Origin of the sequence: Aquamicrobium sp. NLF2-7, from assembly GCF_022359935.1 — a bacterium.
Lineage (GTDB): Bacteria > Pseudomonadota > Alphaproteobacteria > Rhizobiales > Rhizobiaceae > Mesorhizobium > Mesorhizobium lusatiense.
Window position 1 is genome coordinate 358,873 of record NZ_JAKSED010000001.1, and the last position, 16,292, is coordinate 375,164.

Annotated in this window: 14 protein-coding genes; 9 read left to right on the forward strand and 5 right to left on the reverse strand. The window is 62.0% G+C overall.

The window, feature by feature from the left end:
• The first annotated feature begins 134 nt into the window (after positions 1–134).
• From MIC97_RS01735 to gltX, 4 genes are all read left to right on the forward strand, one after another.
• The gene (locus tag MIC97_RS01735) at positions 135–494 is read left to right on the forward strand and encodes a diacylglycerol kinase (RefSeq protein WP_239798611.1); all 360 of its coding nucleotides are present in this window, start codon (positions 135–137) and stop codon (positions 492–494) included.
• A gap of 41 nt (positions 495–535) precedes the next feature.
• Complete coding sequence (locus MIC97_RS01740) at positions 536–2,218, forward strand: NAD+ synthase (RefSeq protein WP_239798612.1); 1,683 nt, start codon at positions 536–538, stop codon at positions 2,216–2,218.
• Positions 2,211–2,621 (forward strand): GNAT family N-acetyltransferase, encoded by a 411-nt coding sequence (locus tag MIC97_RS01745; RefSeq protein WP_239798613.1) that lies wholly within the window; start codon positions 2,211–2,213, stop codon positions 2,619–2,621. Before MIC97_RS01740 ends, MIC97_RS01745 begins: the two co-directional genes overlap by 8 nt.
• An 83-nt stretch (positions 2,622–2,704) precedes the next feature.
• Positions 2,705–4,078 carry a glutamate--tRNA ligase gene (gltX, locus tag MIC97_RS01750; RefSeq protein WP_239798614.1) on the forward strand — a complete coding sequence of 458 codons (1,374 nt, stop codon included), beginning with the start codon at positions 2,705–2,707 and terminating at the stop codon, positions 4,076–4,078.
• On the opposite strand, the gene MIC97_RS01755 is transcribed toward gltX, so the two are convergent.
• Positions 4,041–5,048 (reverse strand): DUF2865 domain-containing protein, encoded by a 1,008-nt coding sequence (locus tag MIC97_RS01755; RefSeq protein WP_239798615.1) that lies wholly within the window; start codon positions 5,046–5,048, stop codon positions 4,041–4,043. The two genes, gltX and MIC97_RS01755, sit on opposite strands and share 38 nt — an antisense overlap.
• A 96-nt stretch (positions 5,049–5,144) precedes the next feature.
• Positions 5,145–7,493 carry an NADP-dependent malic enzyme gene (locus MIC97_RS01760; RefSeq protein WP_239798616.1) on the reverse strand — a complete coding sequence of 783 codons (2,349 nt, stop codon included), beginning with the start codon at positions 7,491–7,493 and terminating at the stop codon, positions 5,145–5,147.
• Positions 7,494–7,767: 274 nt separating this feature from the next.
• Here MIC97_RS01760 and MIC97_RS01765 point away from each other — a divergent pair, with 274 nt between their 5' ends.
• The gene (locus MIC97_RS01765) at positions 7,768–8,589 is read left to right on the forward strand and encodes a UDP-2,3-diacylglucosamine diphosphatase (protein WP_239798617.1); all 822 of its coding nucleotides are present in this window, start codon (positions 7,768–7,770) and stop codon (positions 8,587–8,589) included.
• A gap of 4 nt (positions 8,590–8,593) precedes the next feature.
• On the opposite strand, the gene dgcA is transcribed toward MIC97_RS01765, so the two are convergent.
• Positions 8,594–9,577, reverse strand: coding sequence for an N-acetyl-D-Glu racemase DgcA (gene dgcA, locus MIC97_RS01770; RefSeq protein ID WP_239798618.1), 984 nt, complete (start codon positions 9,575–9,577; stop codon positions 8,594–8,596).
• 78 nt (positions 9,578–9,655) lie between these two features.
• Between dgcA and MIC97_RS01775 the strand changes: the two genes are divergently transcribed.
• The 4 genes from MIC97_RS01775 (at position 9,656) to MIC97_RS01790 (ending at position 13,733) form a co-directional block, all read left to right on the forward strand.
• Positions 9,656–10,843 (forward strand): ABC transporter permease, encoded by a 1,188-nt coding sequence (locus MIC97_RS01775; RefSeq protein WP_239798619.1) that lies wholly within the window; start codon positions 9,656–9,658, stop codon positions 10,841–10,843.
• A gap of 1 nt (position 10,844) precedes the next feature.
• Entirely contained in the window at positions 10,845–11,663 is an 819-nt protein-coding gene (locus MIC97_RS01780) for an ABC transporter ATP-binding protein (RefSeq protein WP_239798620.1), read from the forward strand.
• Between the two features lie 14 nt (positions 11,664–11,677).
• Positions 11,678–13,051: an MlaD family protein gene (locus tag MIC97_RS01785; protein WP_239798621.1), complete on the forward strand. Its 1,374-nt coding sequence runs from the start codon at positions 11,678–11,680 to the stop codon at positions 13,049–13,051.
• Positions 13,052–13,133: 82 nt separating this feature from the next.
• Entirely contained in the window at positions 13,134–13,733 is a 600-nt protein-coding gene (locus MIC97_RS01790) for an ABC-type transport auxiliary lipoprotein family protein (RefSeq protein WP_239798622.1), read from the forward strand.
• A gap of 75 nt (positions 13,734–13,808) precedes the next feature.
• On the opposite strand, the gene MIC97_RS01795 is transcribed toward MIC97_RS01790, so the two are convergent.
• Together MIC97_RS01795 and MIC97_RS01800 are read right to left on the reverse strand one after the other, a co-directional pair.
• On the reverse strand, positions 13,809–15,320 hold the full coding sequence (locus MIC97_RS01795) for a DEAD/DEAH box helicase (RefSeq protein ID WP_239798623.1): 1,512 nt from the start codon (positions 15,318–15,320) through the stop codon (positions 13,809–13,811).
• Between the two features lie 188 nt (positions 15,321–15,508).
• Positions 15,509–16,282: an NAD kinase gene (locus tag MIC97_RS01800; RefSeq protein ID WP_239801002.1), complete on the reverse strand. Its 774-nt coding sequence runs from the start codon at positions 16,280–16,282 to the stop codon at positions 15,509–15,511.
• Positions 16,283–16,292 lie beyond the last annotated feature (10 nt).

The window sequence follows — 16,292 nt, forward strand, 5'->3', positions numbered from 1 at the left end:
GCATTCAGCTCTGCTGAGTGCGCTTGCCCATTTCGGGAGGGTGAGGGATAAGCGCATCCGGTTCACGGAACGGTCACATTCTTCCCGTTCTTCGCCTGCGATCAGCAGGACGCCCGACAGGAGGCAAAGACGACATGAAGCGGCTCATGGATGCATTCTTCAACTCGGTGCGGGCTTTTCGCCGCCTGGCCGGGAGCGAACCTGCCTTCCAGCAGGAGCTGATCCTGTTGCTGATCGCCATTCCGGTGGGCTGGCTCGTCGCGTCATCGTGGAAGGGTTATGCACTCCTGATCGCCGCGGTTCTCTTCCTGATTCTCGTCGAGGTGCTCAATACCGGCATCGAGGCTGCATGCGATGCCGTCAGCCGGGAATTCAACATCGACATACAGCTCGCCAAGGATTGCGGATCGCTGGCGGTGCTGATCGCTATTCTTCTGTCCGGAGGTGTCTGGGTGGTCGCCATCTTCGAGCGGCTGTTCGGATCGCCGGTCTAGGGGCAGTTTCCTTCTGCGCAGACTCCCGCTAAACCGGCATCATGAGCAAGAAGACATCGCCCGATATTCTCCGCATCGCCATTGCCCAGCTCAACCCCACGGTCGGGGATGTTGCGGCCAATCTTGCCAGAGCGCGGCAGGCGCGGGCCGACGCGGCCAGCCAGGGTGCCGATCTCATCCTGTTCACCGAACTGTTCATATCCGGCTATCCGCCGGAGGATCTGATCCTGAAGCCCGCTTTCCTCAGGGCCTGCGAGCGGGCCGCCGAAGAGATTGCGGCGGAAACGGCCGATGGCGGTCCGGGCATCATCATCGGCGTTCCCCTGAAGCGCAGCAGCGGCACCCACAATGCCGTGATCGTGGCCGATGGTGGCAAGATCATTGCCGAGCGCTTCAAGGTCGATCTGCCGAACTATGGCGAATTCGATGAAAAGCGCGTCTTTCAGGCCGGGCCGGATATGCCGGGCCCGGTGAATTTCCGCGGCGTTCGTCTTGGGATTCCGATCTGCGAGGACATCTGGGGCGATTTCGGCGTGTGCGAGACGCTGGCCGAAAGCGGCGCGGAGCTGCTGGTCGTGCCGAACGGATCTCCCTACTATCGCGGCAAGGTCGACATTCGCCATCAGATCGTCATCCGGCAGGTGATCGAGAGCGGCCTGCCGCTGATCTACGCCAATCAGGTCGGCGGGCAGGACGAGCTGGTGTTCGACGGCGCGTCCTTCGCCATCGGGGCCGACAAGTCGCTTGTCTTCCAGATGAGCCAGTTCGAGGAAACGCTCGCCGTCACCACGTGGAAAAGGCAGGGCGACCACTGGGCCTGCGATCAGGGGCCCATGTCGCGGATTCCCGAGAAGGAAGAGGCGGATTACCGCGCCTGCATGCTTGGCCTGCGCGACTATGTGAACAAGAACGGCTTTAAAAACGTTGTCCTTGGCCTGTCGGGCGGCATCGATTCAGCCATCTGCGCTGCGCTGGCCGTGGATGCGCTGGGCGAGGAGCGGGTGCGCTGCGTGATGATGCCTTACCGCTATACCTCGAAGGAATCGCTGAAAGACGCCGAGGATTGCGCACGTGCTCTCGGCTGCCGGTATGACATCGTGCCCATCGCCGAGCCCGTCGAAGGCTTCCAGAACGCGCTGGCGCAGCTTTTCGAGGGCACGCAGGCGGGCATCACCGAAGAAAACCTGCAAAGCCGCGCCCGCGGCACCCTGCTGATGGCGATTTCAAACAAGTTCGGCTCAATGGTCGTCACCACCGGCAACAAGAGCGAGATGTCGGTCGGCTACGCCACACTTTATGGCGACATGAATGGCGGTTTCAATCCGATCAAGGACCTCTACAAGCTGCAGGTCTATGCCATTTCGCGATGGCGCAACAATGAAGTGCCGCCGGGTGCTCTGGGGCCTTCCGGCGAGGTTATCCCGGTCAACATCATCGAGAAGGTTCCGACCGCCGAACTGCGCGAGAACCAGACCGATCAGGATTCGCTGCCGCCCTATGAGATTCTCGACGATATTCTCGAATGTCTTGTCGAGAACGAGATGGGCGTGGACGACATCGTCGCGCGCGGACATGACCGCGAAACGGTGATGCGCGTGGAAAACCTGCTCTACATCGCCGAATACAAGCGCCGGCAGGCGGCTCCGGGCGTCAAGATCACGAAGAAGAACTTTGGCCGCGACCGCCGCTACCCGATCACCAACAGGTTCCGCGACCGTGGCTGACAGGCCCGAAGTCGAGATTTCCTACGATCTTGAGCGGATCGATTTCGAGCGCACGTCGGAACTGATCAGAGCCTCCTACTGGGGCGAAAAGCGTACTGATGCGATCAACCGCAAGGCTTTCGACCACTCGGCCTGCGTCGCCGCTTTCATAGATGGCCAGCAGGTCGGTTTCGCCCGCGCGATGACGGACTATGCCTGCTTTGCCTATCTCTGTGACGTGATCGTGTGGCCGGACAAGCGTGGGGCGGGTATCGGCAAGAAGCTTGTGCAGGCCATGCTTGACCATCCCGACCTCGCAGGCATTCCGGCTTTCAGCCTGCGCACCAGCGACGCGCATTCCTTCTACGAGGCTTTCGGCTTCGAAGTCTCGAACGATGGCATGTATATGCGCTTCGTGCGCTGAGGCATTGTTACGCCAACGAAATGCCACAGCACACTGCCAATGGCTGTGTTGCCAATTTCCACCCCATCCGGTAGGCCACGACGATGACCATAACCGTCCGCTTCGCACCTTCGCCCACGGGCCGAATCCATATCGGCAATACCCGCACGGCCCTGTTCAACTGGCTGTTCGCGCAAAAGCACAATGGCCGCTTCATCCAGCGTTTCGACGACACCGATGTGGAGCGGTCGCGCAAGGAATATGCGGACTCCATCCTCTATGATCTTCACTGGCTGGGAATTTTCCCCGACAGCATCGAATATCAGTCGAAGCGTTTCGACGTTTACGATCAGGCGGTGGAGAGACTGAAGGTCGCCGGGGTTCTGTATCCCTGCTATGAAACGCCGGAGGAACTGGATCTGCGCCGCAAGATCAGGCGCACGCGCGGTCTGCCGCCGGTGTATGGCCGCGAAGCGCTGGCCCTGACACAGGACGAGATCGCCCAGTTCGAGGCGGATGGCCGCAGGCCGCACTGGCGTTTCCTGCTGCCCAATTTCGCCAGCGACCCCGCTGAAACGCAGCGCACCGAAGTGCACTGGAATGATCTGGTGCGCGGCGAGGAAACCGTCGATCTGGCCTCGCTGTCCGATCCGGTTCTGGTGCGTGAGGACGGCACCTACCTCTATACCCTGCCGTCGGTCGTCGACGACATCGACATGGGCGTCACCCATGTCATCCGCGGTGACGATCATGTGACCAATACCGGCGTGCAGATTGCGCTGTTCAGGGCGCTGGGAGCCGAACCGCCGGTGTTCGGCCACCACAATCTGCTCACCACATCGTCGGGCGAGGGGCTTTCCAAGCGCAGCGGTGCGCTCTCGGTGGAAAGCCTGCGCGAGGCGGGTGTCGAGCCGATGGCGATTGCCTCGCTGGCGGTTTTGATCGGCACGTCCGAAAATGTTCAGGCGATCGACTCTTTGGCGGAACTGGCCACGCATTTCGATCCCGCATCGACCTCGAAATCGGCCGCCAAATTCGACCCGGACGAGCTGTTCGTTCTGAACCGCGCGCTGCTGCATCGCATGCCTTTTGAAGAAGTGCGCGACCGGCTGGTGCTGTTCGGCATCTCTGATGAGCGGGCGGAAGCCTTCTGGAGCGCCGTTCGCGACAACCTCGACAAGCTTGCCGATGCCCGCGACTGGTGGCGCATCGTCAACGAGGGACCGCTGGAAGCGCCACAGTTCGATGCGGAGACGCTGGAGTTTCTGCGGGCAGCCCTTGCTTTGCTGCCAGAGGAGCCGTGGGACGGCACCGTCTGGAAGCAATGGACGGGCGCGGTCCGCAAGGAAACCGGGCGAAAGGGCAAGGATCTGTTCGCGCCGCTGCGGCTGGCGCTGACGGGGCGCTCCTCCGGCCCGGAACTGGCCGAGCTTCTGCCGCTTATCGGTCGGGAAGGAACGTTGGCCCGACGACCCTGATCTTGCGGTCGCCATCAGCTTCCCGTTCTGCCGTTTCGACAGGTTTTTCCGCGGTCTCGTTCTGGCCGCCACTTCTGCGCGATGCTTCCATGGCTGAAACCGACGAACCCGGTTTCGTCGATATGCGGACAGGGGGCGGGACGGCTTCACCGGCAAAGGAAGTGGCCTGCGCCGCCATGCTGCCGCCGCAACTGCAACCCGGCTCCGTCGGCACGTCAAGCCGCCGGAAGAACAGCGCGCGGGGCAGGTCGGCATAGCGCTTTCCCGTCACCGCCGAGATCATGGCGGCCGTGTCCTCGCCCTTGCCCTGACTGTAGAACATCTCGACTCGCGTGCCGGGGCAGGCCGCCTCGCAGCGGTTCTGGTCCCGCTGGAAGTCGGCCGGGCTCGTGGACTTCGACATCGGAAAGAAATAGCCGTCGCAGGTGCGCACGCATTGCGTCCGGTAGGGCCGGTTTGCCGGATAGTAGATCGACGAGGAGCCGGTGCCGCGGATCACGACCCCGGCATTGGCACGCGAGTCAGTGTCATCTGAGGCGAGGGGAGGCGCATTGCGGACCGACGCGGTGGCAGGCGCCTTCTTGGCACGGCATCCATTTGCGTCCAGCGCCGCCAGTATGCGCTTGCGGTCGGTCCGTCCGCCGCCCTTCTTGCCCATCCCCGCGCGCGTGTTCTGCAGGCTTTGCAGATTTTGCGTCATGCGTTTGATGGTTTCGTTCAGTTCACCGCACTGCGACCCTTTGCGGGCGAAGATCGAAAAGCTGCAGCCCGAGGCGCTGGCACGCTGGCGCGCCCTGGCGATCTGGTCGCGTTGCCTGGCGATCGCGTCGTCGTACTTCTTCGCCTGGCCTGCTTTCCCCGGCACGGAGGCGCGGGCAAGTTCGGCCTCCAGCTGGCGGCAGGAAGGGGCCGAATTGGCGGGTGTCACGCCGCAAAGCACCAGCGTTCCCACCAGTGCAAAAGCCGACATGATGCCTGCGCCAATATTGCGAACCGGGCCCGCCACTCCAACCTCGCCATGAATTGCGCGGGCAGAGTAGCGGTTGCCGGTTAATTCCGCCTTTCGCTATTCCGAGGCGGCAGCGAGCAGCGCATCCATGTCGACGGAGGCTTGCGACCTTTGCGTGGCCTCGACGACGGCAAGCGCTGTCATGTTGACCACGCCGCGCGACGTGACCGAAGGCGTGAGGATGTGCGCGGGCATGGCGGCACCCAGCAGGATCGGCCCGACATGCAGGGCATCCATCATCTGCTTGACGGTCGCCATCGCGATGTTGGCGGCGTCCAGGTTAGGGAACACCAGCAGGTTGGCTTCGCCCTTGAGGCGCGAATGCGGATAGACGCGCTGGCGCAGTATTGGCGACAAGGCGGAGTCCGCGTTCATCTCGCCGTCGCATTCGAGGTCGGGAGCGATCTCGCGGATGATCTCGGCGGCGCGCCGCATTTTCTCCGCACCGGGCGTATCGCGCGAGCCGAAATCCGAATGCGACAGGAGCGCTGCTTTCGGCTCGATGCCGAAGCGCCGGATTTCCTCCGCGGCCAGAACCGTCATTTCGGCGATTTCCTCGGCGGATGGGTCCACCGTCACGAACGTATCCGTGAAGAAGAGGGGCCCGCGCTGGGTGATCAGCATCGACAGTGTCGACAGATCGCGGTCGCGTATGCCCGGACGCGGGCCGATGATGAGCGACACATTGCGCAGATGCTTGCCGAAACGGCCTTCAAGACCGCACAGCATGGCGTCGCCATCGCCGCGCTGCAGGGCGAGAGCGGCGATCACCGTGTTGTCGGTGCGCACCATGGTGCGCGCGGCTTCCTGCGTCACGCCACGCCGGCCGGCGATGTCGATCAGCAGGTCGACATAGTGGCGATAACGAGGATCGTCTTCAGGGTTGATCAGTTCGAAATCCTCGCCGGGGCGGATGCGCAACCCATAGCGACGCAGCCGCACATCGATGACATGCGGTCTGCCGATCAGGATTGGCTTTGCGATTCCTTCCTCGATCACCACCTGAGTCGCGCGCAGAACGCGCTCGTCCTCGCCATCGGCGTAGACGATGCGGTTCTTCGCCGATGACCGCGCAGCGGTGAACACCGGCTTCATGACGAGACCCGAACGGAAGACGAAGCGGTTGAGCTTGTCGATATAGGCGGGAAAATCGGTGATCGGACGGGTGGCCACACCCGTTTCACCGGCAGCTCTGGCCACTGCCGGAGCAATGCGCAGGATAAGGCGCGGGTCGAAAGGCGACGGGATGAGGAAGTCCGGGCCGAACATCGGCGTTTCCCCCGAATAGGCGCGGGCGGCGACATCGGAAGGTTCCTCGCGGGCAAGGCCGGCTATGGCGCGCACAGCAGCCATCTTCATGTCTTCATTGATCGCCCTGGCGCCGCAATCGAGAGCGCCACGAAAGATGTAAGGAAAACACAATACGTTGTTGACCTGATTGGGATAATCGGAACGGCCAGTGCAGATCATCGCATCCGGGCGGGCATCGCGGGCAACCTCCGGCATGATTTCCGGCGAGGGGTTGGCCAGCGCCAGCACAAGAGGCTTCTCAGCCATCATCTTGAGCAGGTCGGGCGTCAGGACGCCGGCTGCGGAGAGGCCGAGGAACACGTCGGCACCACGGATGACGTCGCCCAGCTTGCGGGCCTTGGTATCCTTGACGTAAGGGTCCTTCCAGCGATCCATTTCCTCGGTGCGGCCCTTGTAGGCGACGCCGAAACGGTCCGTGACCCAGATGTTCTCGATTTTCGCCCCGAGCGAAACCAAAAGGTTGAGGCAGGCAAGAGCCGCCGCGCCCGCGCCCGAGGTCACGATCTTGACGTCCTCGATCTTCTTTTCGGCGATTTCCAGCCCATTGAGGATCGCGGCAGCAACGATGATCGCCGTTCCGTGCTGGTCGTCATGGAAAACCGGAATGTTCATGCGCGCCTTGAGCTGCTCTTCGACCTCGAAGCATTCGGGCGCCTTGATATCTTCCAGATTGATGCCGCCGAAGGTCGGCTCAAGCGCCGAGATCGTGCTCACCATCTGGTCGATTTCCGGCGCATCGATCTCGATGTCGAAGACGTCGATGCCCGCGAATTTCTTGAAAAGAACCGCCTTGCCTTCCATGACCGGCTTGGAGGCAAGCGGGCCGATATTGCCAAGACCGAGAACGGCGGTTCCGTTGGAGACCACACCCACGAGATTCGCGCGGGTGGTGTAGAGGGCGGCCGACTCGGGATCTTCCTGAATTTCGAGGCAGGGCGCGGCAACGCCCGGCGAATAGGCGAGCGCCAGATCTCGCTGATTCCCCAGAGCCTTTGTCGCCTGTATCTCAAGCTTTCCCGGCACCGGATACTGGTGGAAGAACAGCGCTGCCTCCTCGATGTCGGAGCGTGTTCTCTTGCCGTTGCCGTTATCCATCAAAGCGGACCCCCTGAATCAATCCGGGCAGGAAACGAAACCGGTTCCGCGATCGGATCTGCATGAAAATAAAGAGTTGGAGCGGTGCAGCGATGCCTGGAAAAGCGGCAACGCTCCGGAAGCGTACAATGGTCTTTTAGCACGCACCGTGGCAATTGCGAGGCAAGGCTGATTTTGGATTTTATTCTTGCGAATGGAGACCGTTTGTGAATGAGCGTCACATGTTTGTTGCATGAATCAAGGCATAGCGGTGCCACGAAAGGTGGGATTGCCAATGCCGGGTCAGCAGCCTCGTCGTTTCCGCACGATTTTCATTTCGGACCTTCATCTGGGCTCGAAAGCCGCGAAGGCCGAGTTTCTGATTGACTTTCTGCGTCATCACGATGCGGACAACATCTATCTGGTCGGCGATATCGTCGATGGCTGGCGGCTGCGCCGCAGCTGGCACTGGCCGCAGGCGCACAATGATGTGGTGCAGAAGATACTGCGAAAGGCGCGCAAGGGTGCCAGCATCACCTACATAGCCGGCAATCATGACGAGTTCGCGCGGCAGTTCCAGGGCGTGCATTTCGGCGGCATCGTCGTGGCCGACAGCGTCATCCATGAAGCCGCCGACGGCAGGCGCTATCTCGTCATTCATGGCGACCAGTTCGATACCGTCGTGCATAATGCGCGCTGGCTCGCCTATCTCGGCGACCATGCCTATGACGCTGCCATGCTGGCAAACCGGGCGATCGCGCGGCTGCGGCATATGATGGGCCTCGAATACTGGTCCTTTTCATCCTGGGCCAAGCTTCGGGTCAAGAAGGCCGTTAATTTTATCGGTTCCTTCCAGAAAGTGCTTGCCGACGAAGCAAAGCGCTGCGGGGTTGAAGGGGTAATCTGCGGCCACATCCATCATGCGGTTATCGAAAAGACCGGCGATGTCGAATACATCAACACCGGCGACTGGGTTGAGAGCTGTACGGCGGTTGTCGAGCATTTCGACGGCCAGATGGAAATCCTGCGCTGGTCGCATGTGCAGATCGAAGCACCGCCATCGGGCGATGTGCTGGTGCCGATCCGCATCGATGCCCGCCTGACGGAAGCCGCCTGAGGATTCAGCCCCAGAGCCCGGGCTCAGGCGGGAAGACCGTCGACCCCTCATAGAGAAGGCCCGGATCGCGGTCGCGGGCAAGCAGCAGCGGCCCGTCGAGATCGACGAAATCTGCGCCCTGCGCCAGAAGCACTGCCGGTGCCATGGCAAGCGATGTGCCGACCATGCAGCCGACCATGACCTTCATGCCGAGCGCGCGCGCCCTGTCGCGCAGCAGAAGCGCTGCCGTCAGCCCGCCGGCCTTGTCGAGCTTGATGTTGACCGCATCGTAAAGCCCGGCAAGCGCATCGAGATCGGCGGCCTGATGCACGCTTTCATCGGCGCAGATCGCAACCGGGTGAGCTATCCGCCGCAGGATTTCATCCCTGCCTGCCGGCAGGGGCTGCTCGACCAGCGCGACGCCCAGTTCCGCCGCAGCGGTAAGGTTGCGTTCCACGTTCTCGTCGGTCCAGCCTTCATTGGCGTCGATGATGAGCCGGCTGCGAGGGGCCGCCTCGCGCACGGCACGAATGCGGGCGATGTCGTCTCCGCCTCCGCCGATCTTGACCTTGAGCAGCGGGCGCCCGGCGTTGAGGCTTGCCTGCCTGCCCATTTCATCCGGGGTGGCAAGGGAAAGCGTGTATGCGGTTTCAAGCGAGCCGGCATCCGGCGCGATCAGGCTGCGGACGGTTTTTCCAGAAGCCTTGGCCTCCAGATCCCATAGCGCGCAATCCACGGCATTGCGGGCCGCACCCGCTGGCATCGAATCGAGCAGCGACTGGCGGTCGAGGCCGGCAGAGATTCTCTCCGACATCGCTTCTATCGCTGCGCGCACGCCTTCGACGCTTTCGCCATAGCGGGCGTAAGGCACGCATTCGCCGCGTCCGCTATTGGTCCCGTCGCGCAGGATGCACGTCACCACCTCCGCTTCGGTCTTGGACCCCCGCGAGATGGTGAAGCTTCCCGCGATCGGGAATTTTTCGACCTCGACGGAAATGACACGCGCCATATCTTTCTTTCTCCGGTTCGCCATGTGGCGGCCATCTGCCGTTCGACAGGCCGGCCACGTCAGGTTAAACAGGACACCATGTTGACCATCGGCAAACGCGGCGCAAGCGCGGCAAAATCAGGAGATGACACGCAAACCCCGCGTGTGCATCTGAGCGAGCGCGACGGCGGCCTTGTCTGCGCTCTTTCCGGCGTCTGGACGACGCTGACCGTGGCCCATGTCGATGCGCAGATGCGCGATGTCGCCAAACGCGCCGCCGGCAGCCCGCTGACCGTCGATCTCTCCGGCATCGCCAAGCTGGACACCGCGGGCGCCTGGCTGATCGACCGTCTGGTGGTGGCCTGCGAATCGCGCGGCGGCCCGGTTCGCGTGGAGGGCCAGAGCGATGTCGCCGGCATCCTGCTCGGAGCCGTGGGCGAAATATCGCGGCGGCAGACGGAAACGGCAGCCGAGCCATCGGTCAACATCATCATCCGGTTCCTGGAGCTGGTCGGGCGCGGCGTGTATTCCATGCGCGACGACTTCATCGCCGGAATGAACATTCTCGGCGCCACGATCCGTGGCGCGCAGATGAAGCTCGGGCGCGGCCATGCCGTCAATCCGGCCGCCATCTTCAACCAGATCGACCGCATGGGGGTCGGGGCGATCCCCGTCGTGTTTCTCATGTCGGGGATCGTCGGCGCCATCGTCGCCCAGCAGGGCGCTTATCAGCTGAGCTATTTCGGGGCAGACATATTCGTCGTCGATCTGGTCGGCGTGCTGGTGTTGCGCGAGCTTGGCGTGCTGCTGACCGCGATCATGATCGCCGGCCGCTCCGGCAGCGCCATCACGGCCGAGATCGGGTCCATGAAGATGCGGGAGGAAGTCGATGCCCTCAAGGTCATCGGCCTCAATCCCATCGGGGTTCTGGTGTTTCCCCGTCTGGTGGCGCTGGTGATCGCCTTGCCTTGCCTGACCATTCTCGCGAATTTCGCCGCCCTTGGCGGCGGCATCGTCGCGGCCTGGCTCTATTCGGACATTCCGCCGGCCGCCTTTATCGACCGGCTGCGGGTTGCGATCGATGTCAGCACCATCGCTGCGGGTCTGATCAAGGCGCCCTTCATGGCCATCATCATCGGCACCATTGCCTCGGTCGAGGGCATGAAGGTCGGCGGCAGCGCGGAATCGCTCGGAAAGCAGGTCACAACCTCGGTCGTGAAGGCGATTTTCGTGGTCATCGTGCTCGACGGACTTTTCGCCATGTTCTACGCGGCGATCGATTTCTGAGATGGCAGGCGTGAGCGAACATTCCATCGCAGAACCGGACGCGGACGGGCAGGGCGACGTGGTCCTGTCGGCTGCCGATGTGACGGTGGCGTTTGGACCGAAGACAGTTTTGCAGAACCTGTCGCTTGAGGTGAGGCGGGGCGAAATTCTGGGCTTCGTTGGCGCTTCCGGCTCCGGCAAATCGGTGCTTTTGCGCACGGTGCTCGGGCTCACGCCCAAGCGCTCCGGCACGATCCGCCTTTTCGGCGAGGACGTGGATAAAATAAGCGATTCCGAAAGAGTTCGGATCGATATGCGGCTTGGCGTGTTGTTCCAGCATGGGGCTTTGTTTTCTGCCCTGACGGTGCTGGAAAACGTGCAGGTTCCCATGCGTGAATATCTCGATCTGCCGGCAAGGCTCATGGATGAACTGGCCATGCTCAAGATCGAGCTGGTCGGCCTCCCGCCGGATGCAGCCTATAAATTTCCCTCGGAGCTGTCGGGCGGCATGATCAAGCGCGCCGCGCTGGCGCGCGCACTGGCGCTCGATCCTGATATCGTTTTTCTCGATGAGCCGACTTCGGGGCTGGACCCGATCGGCGCGGCCGAGTTCGACGAGCTTGTCATAAAGCTGCGCGATACGATGGGACTGACCGTCTATATGGTCACCCACGATCTCGATTCGCTGTTTACCGCCTGTGATCGCATCGCAGTCCTCGGCCAGAAAAGGGTGATCGTCGAAGGTACGATAGAAGAGATGCTCAAGAGCGAAGAACCGTGGGTAAAGTCCTATTTCCGCGGAAAACGCGCCCGTCAGCTTGATCTCTCGGCCCGTACATAGCGATAAGTGGTGTAATGGAAACAAGAGCCAACTACGTCATTGTCGGCATCTTCACGCTGGTTGCGATACTGGCGGCATTCGGCTTCGTCTACTGGACGGCGGCGATCGGCGACCGTGGCGAAACCGTGATGATGCGTGTGCGCATACCCGGCTCGGCCTCGGGTCTCGGGCGCGGCAGCTTCGTGCTGTTCAATGGCGTGAAGGTTGGCGACGTGCGCCGCGTCTATATCGATGTGGAGAATCCGAGCGTCGCCATTGCCGACACGGAAATCGACCGGCTGACCCCGATTACCCGTTCCACCCAGGCTGACATCGGCCTTGCCGGCCTTACCGGCCAGGCGAATATCGAGCTGAAGGGCGCCAACCGCAACGAACCGAAGCTGCTTGACGAGGCGGAGGCCGCGGGCACCGTGGCCGAAATCACGGCCAATCCCTCTGCAGTCACGAATCTGCTGCAGACGGCGCAGGACATATTCACGCGCGCCGAAAGCGTCGTCTCGCAACTGGAAGGTTTCGCCACCGATGTGCGCGGACCGCTGACCCAGACAGTCCAGAACGCGCAGAAATTCTCCGATGCGCTGGCCAACAATGCCGATTCCATCGACAAGTTCCTGACCTCCGTCGGCGCGCTGTCGGAGGAGTTGCAGGGCGTTTCGGGCAAGCTGGATGGCACACTCAAGGCGGCCGAGGGACTGCTGAACTCGATCGATCAGGATCGCGTGAAGCAGATCGTGTCGAATGTCGATGATTTCACCCGCAACCTCAGCAGGTCGGGCGAAAAATTCGATGACGTCATCGATGGCGTGGACAAGGCGGTCGCATCGATCAACGAGTTCGCGACGCGCACGCAGGGCACGCTGGCCAAGGTGGACGGCGTGCTGGATGGCATCGATCCCGATGATGTGCGCGAGGCGCTGGCAAACATTCGCACCGCCAGCGAAAACGCCAACAAGGCGGCAGCCGACGTGGCGCAGGTGACCGAGAAGTTCAGCAACCGCGCCGATGACATCGACAAGACGATTTCCGACGCGCAGCAGCTGGCCGAACGCCTCAACAACGCTTCCGTGCGGGTCGACGGCATTCTGGCCAGGGTGGACACCATGCTGGGTTCGGATCAGGCGGACGGCGTGATGGCGGATGCGCGCGAGACGCTGAAGTCGTTCAAACAGGTGGCCGATACGCTGAACGCGCGGCTCGGCACCATCACCGCAAACCTGGAACGTTTTTCCGGCAAGGGGCTTCAGAATGTGGAGGCGCTGGTCAATGACAGCCGCCGCTCGATCAATCGCATCGAGCAGGCCGTCAGCGATCTGCAACGCAATCCGCAGCGCATTCTGTCGGGAGGTGATGGCGAGGTCAGGCAATATGACGGAAGGGTTCGCCGTTGATGGCCTGTGACCGCAAATTCCTTGGATTTTCCCACGCCAGTCGTGCTCTGTCGGGAGCTGAACCTTTGAGGGCGGAGGTTGTATGCTGAGTTCCGTGAAGTTTCGTCTCGCAGCCCTTCTTCTTGCCAGCGGCATGGCAGGTTGCGCGGCCTTGCCGGGTGGGGGACCTGCTCCGCTCGACACCTTCGAACTGTCGGCGGCGAATGTCAGCGCCGAGGGGCGCAGCCGCCGCCAGATCCTCATCGCGGAACCGTCTGCACTCAAGGCCTTCGATGGCCAGAACATCGTCATCAAGCCCTCCGACGGATCGATACAGTATCTGAAGGGCGCCCAATGGGCTGACCGCCTGCCGCTGATGGTGCAGGCGCGGCTTGCAGAGACTTTCCAGCGCTCCGGCCGCTTTGCAGGCGTTGGCAAGCCGGGCGAGGGGCTCGCCATCGACTATCAGGTGATAGCCGAGATACGTGCTTTCGACGTGCGCGTCTCCGGTGGCCAGAAGGCCAATGTGGAGCTTTTCGTGCGCTTGCTGAACGATCGGACCGGGGAAGTGCGGGCAGCCCGCAGCTTCACGGCGGTGGCGCCTGTTTCGGGAACCGGCAATCAGGCCTATGTTGCAGCGCTCGACCGCGCTTTCCGCGATGCGGCCGCGCAGATTGTCGTCTGGAGCGCGGAGCTTCTCTGAACAAAATCGAAGGTTTTCATAAACAAGAAGGGCGGCCAATAAGGCCGCCCTTTTGTGTAATTGTTTGCCTGAAAGTCAGACCTTGGCTTCAATCAGCATGAAGGCCGGGACATCGTCCCCGAAGCCCACCGGAGTATCGCCATCATCGTCATCGCGTCGCCGGTAGTTGCGATTTTCGCGCGGGCGCCTGTTGCCGTCATTGGACCAGTCACGCTGCTTTCGCGCAGGCGCGGCTGTTCGGGCCGGTGCCGGTTGCGCCACCACTTCCTGATCTGCTTCTGCCTTGGGTGCGGCGGCCTCGCCTGCATCGTGACGCGCGCCGCGCGGCTTGCGCTCGCGACCCTCATCCTTGCGTCCGGCACGGCGCGGGGCACCCTTGCCGCGGCGGGGAGCATCGGTTTCACCCTCGCTCTCTTCCACAGTCGACAGGTCGCCATCGTGCCACTCGATCGACTGCCCGATCAGCTTCTCGATTGCGTCGATGTATTTCGTATCGTTGCGCGTCGCGATGGTGAACGACTTGCCGAGGCGTCCGGCGCGGCCGGTGCGGCCGATGCGGTGGACATAGTCCTCCGAATGGATCGGAACGTCGTAGTTGAAGACATGGCTGACATCGGGAATGTCGAGCCCGCGCGCAGCTACGTCCGAGGCGACCAGCAGCTTCAGCTTTCCGTCCCGGAAATTGGTCAGCATGGTCATGCGCGCGCGCTGATCCATGTCGCCATGAAGCGCGCCGACGCTGAATTCGTGGCGCATGAGCGACTTGTAAAGCTCCGACACATCCACCTTGCGGTTGCAGAAGATGATTGCGTTCTTGAGGCCTTCTTCTTCCTGCTTGATCAGCTTGCGCAGAACGTCCCGCTTTTCCCACGGCTTGGACATGGACTTGACCAACCGCTGGGTAACGGTGGTGGCCGCACTGGCGGCGCGCGCAACCTCTACCCGCACAGGCGCGTGAAGGAATTTCTCCGTCAGCTTCGTGATCTCGGGCGGCATCGTCGCGGAGAAGAAAAGCGTCTGACGGGTGAAAGGGATCATCTCGCAGATGCGCTCGATGTCGGGAATGAATCCCATGTCGAGCATGCGGTCGGCCTCGTCGATGACGAGAATTTCGACGCCGTTGAGCAGCAGCTTGCCGCGCTCGCGATGGTCCAGCAGGCGTCCCGGCGTGGCGATCAGCACGTCGGCGCCGCGTTCGAGCTTCTTGTCCTGCTCGTCGAACGAAACGCCGCCGATCAGCAGGGCAATGTTGAGCTTGTGGTTCTTGCCGTATTTGACGAAGTTTTCCTCGACCTGCGCGGCGAGCTCGCGCGTCGGCTCAAGGATGAGCGTGCGCGGCATGCGCGCACGGGCCCGGCCTTTTTCGAGCCGCGTCAGCATGGGAAGCACGAAAGAGGCGGTCTTGCCAGTGCCGGTCTGGGCGATGCCCAGAACGTCCTTGCCTTCAAGGGCGTGAGGAATGGCGCCTGCCTGAATTGGCGTCGGCTGGGTATAGCCGGCGTCAGCGACTGCGGAAACAACCTTCGGCGAAAGGCCGAGGTCTGCGAATGTCAACGCTTCTTGAGCGGTCTGGGTGTCTGAGGACAAGTTCGCTTGCTGTCTTTGAGCTGGTTCGGATCGCGTGGCGGTCTGCGTTGCAGCATGCCATAAGGTCACGCTATTAATGTGCATCGCGATAGGCTCAAGCCCGCGTCTTGTCAACACAAACAGAGCATAATCGCGGCAATTGCCGGGTCTGGCGTGGTGCCAGGCGCATTATAGCACCGGATTCACCATCAATATCTGAATTGTTCCTTCAGGATGCGTTCGTTCCACGAATGGCTGGGGTCGAACAGCAGGGTCGCCGTTGCTTTTTTTGACTGGCGCACGGTGACGGATTGCACGCTCTTGACTTCTGTATGGTCTGCTGCGGCATTGACCGGCCGCTTGCTGGGCTCAAGGATGTCAAACCGCACTTCTGAACGGTTGGGGAGCAGGGCGCCACGCCAGGCACGCGGGCGGAACGGACTGACGGGGGTCAGCGCCAGAAGCGGTGCATCCAGAGGCAGGATCGGACCGTGGGCAGAAAGATTGTAGGCGGTCGATCCGGCAGGCGTCGCCACCATCACGCCATCGCAACTGAGTTCTTCCAGCCGCTCCTTGCCATCCACCGAGATACGGATCTTTGCAGTCTGGTAGGATTGCCGCCACAAAGCCACCTCGTTGATGGCAACGGCCTTTGCCGTTTCGCCATCCATGGTGGTTGCCTCCATCTCAAGGGGGCGGATGGTTTCGGCCACGGCCGCGCCTATCCGCTCGGGCAGGGCGTCAAGCGCGAACTCGTTCATCAGGAAGCCGATGGTGCCACGGTTCATGCCGTAGACCTTCTTGCCGGTTCCCATCGTCTCGCGCAGCGTCTGAAGGAGAAATCCATCACCACCCAGAGCCACGATGATGTCGGCCTGCTCGACCGGAACCTGCCCGTATTCGGCTGACAATGCAGCCAGGGCATCAAGTGCTTCGGGAGTGCCGGAGGAAACGAAAGCCAGCGCGGATGGCTTCTTCGTCATGGGCTTGGTG

Excerpts from the sequence above, each read along its gene's own strand:
- MIC97_RS01735 (WP_239798611.1), top strand. The coding sequence starts at position 135 with ATGAAGCGGCTCATGGATGCATTCTTCAACTCGGTGCGGGCTTTTCGC.
- MIC97_RS01740 (WP_239798612.1), top strand. The coding sequence starts at position 536 with ATGAGCAAGAAGACATCGCCCGATATTCTCCGCATCGCCATTGCCCAG.
- gltX (WP_239798614.1), top strand. The coding sequence starts at position 2,705 with ATGACCATAACCGTCCGCTTCGCACCTTCGCCCACGGGCCGAATCCAT.
- MIC97_RS01755 (WP_239798615.1), bottom strand. The coding sequence starts at position 5,048 with ATGTCGGCTTTTGCACTGGTGGGAACGCTGGTGCTTTGCGGCGTGACA.
- MIC97_RS01760 (WP_239798616.1), bottom strand. The coding sequence starts at position 7,493 with ATGGATAACGGCAACGGCAAGAGAACACGCTCCGACATCGAGGAGGCA.
- MIC97_RS01765 (WP_239798617.1), top strand. The coding sequence starts at position 7,768 with ATGCCGGGTCAGCAGCCTCGTCGTTTCCGCACGATTTTCATTTCGGAC.
- dgcA (WP_239798618.1), bottom strand. The coding sequence starts at position 9,577 with ATGGCGCGTGTCATTTCCGTCGAGGTCGAAAAATTCCCGATCGCGGGA.
- MIC97_RS01775 (WP_239798619.1), top strand. The coding sequence starts at position 9,656 with ATGTTGACCATCGGCAAACGCGGCGCAAGCGCGGCAAAATCAGGAGAT.
- MIC97_RS01780 (WP_239798620.1), top strand. The coding sequence starts at position 10,845 with ATGGCAGGCGTGAGCGAACATTCCATCGCAGAACCGGACGCGGACGGG.
- MIC97_RS01785 (WP_239798621.1), top strand. The coding sequence starts at position 11,678 with ATGGAAACAAGAGCCAACTACGTCATTGTCGGCATCTTCACGCTGGTT.
- MIC97_RS01790 (WP_239798622.1), top strand. The coding sequence starts at position 13,134 with ATGCTGAGTTCCGTGAAGTTTCGTCTCGCAGCCCTTCTTCTTGCCAGC.
- MIC97_RS01800 (WP_239801002.1), bottom strand. The coding sequence starts at position 16,282 with ATGACGAAGAAGCCATCCGCGCTGGCTTTCGTTTCCTCCGGCACTCCC.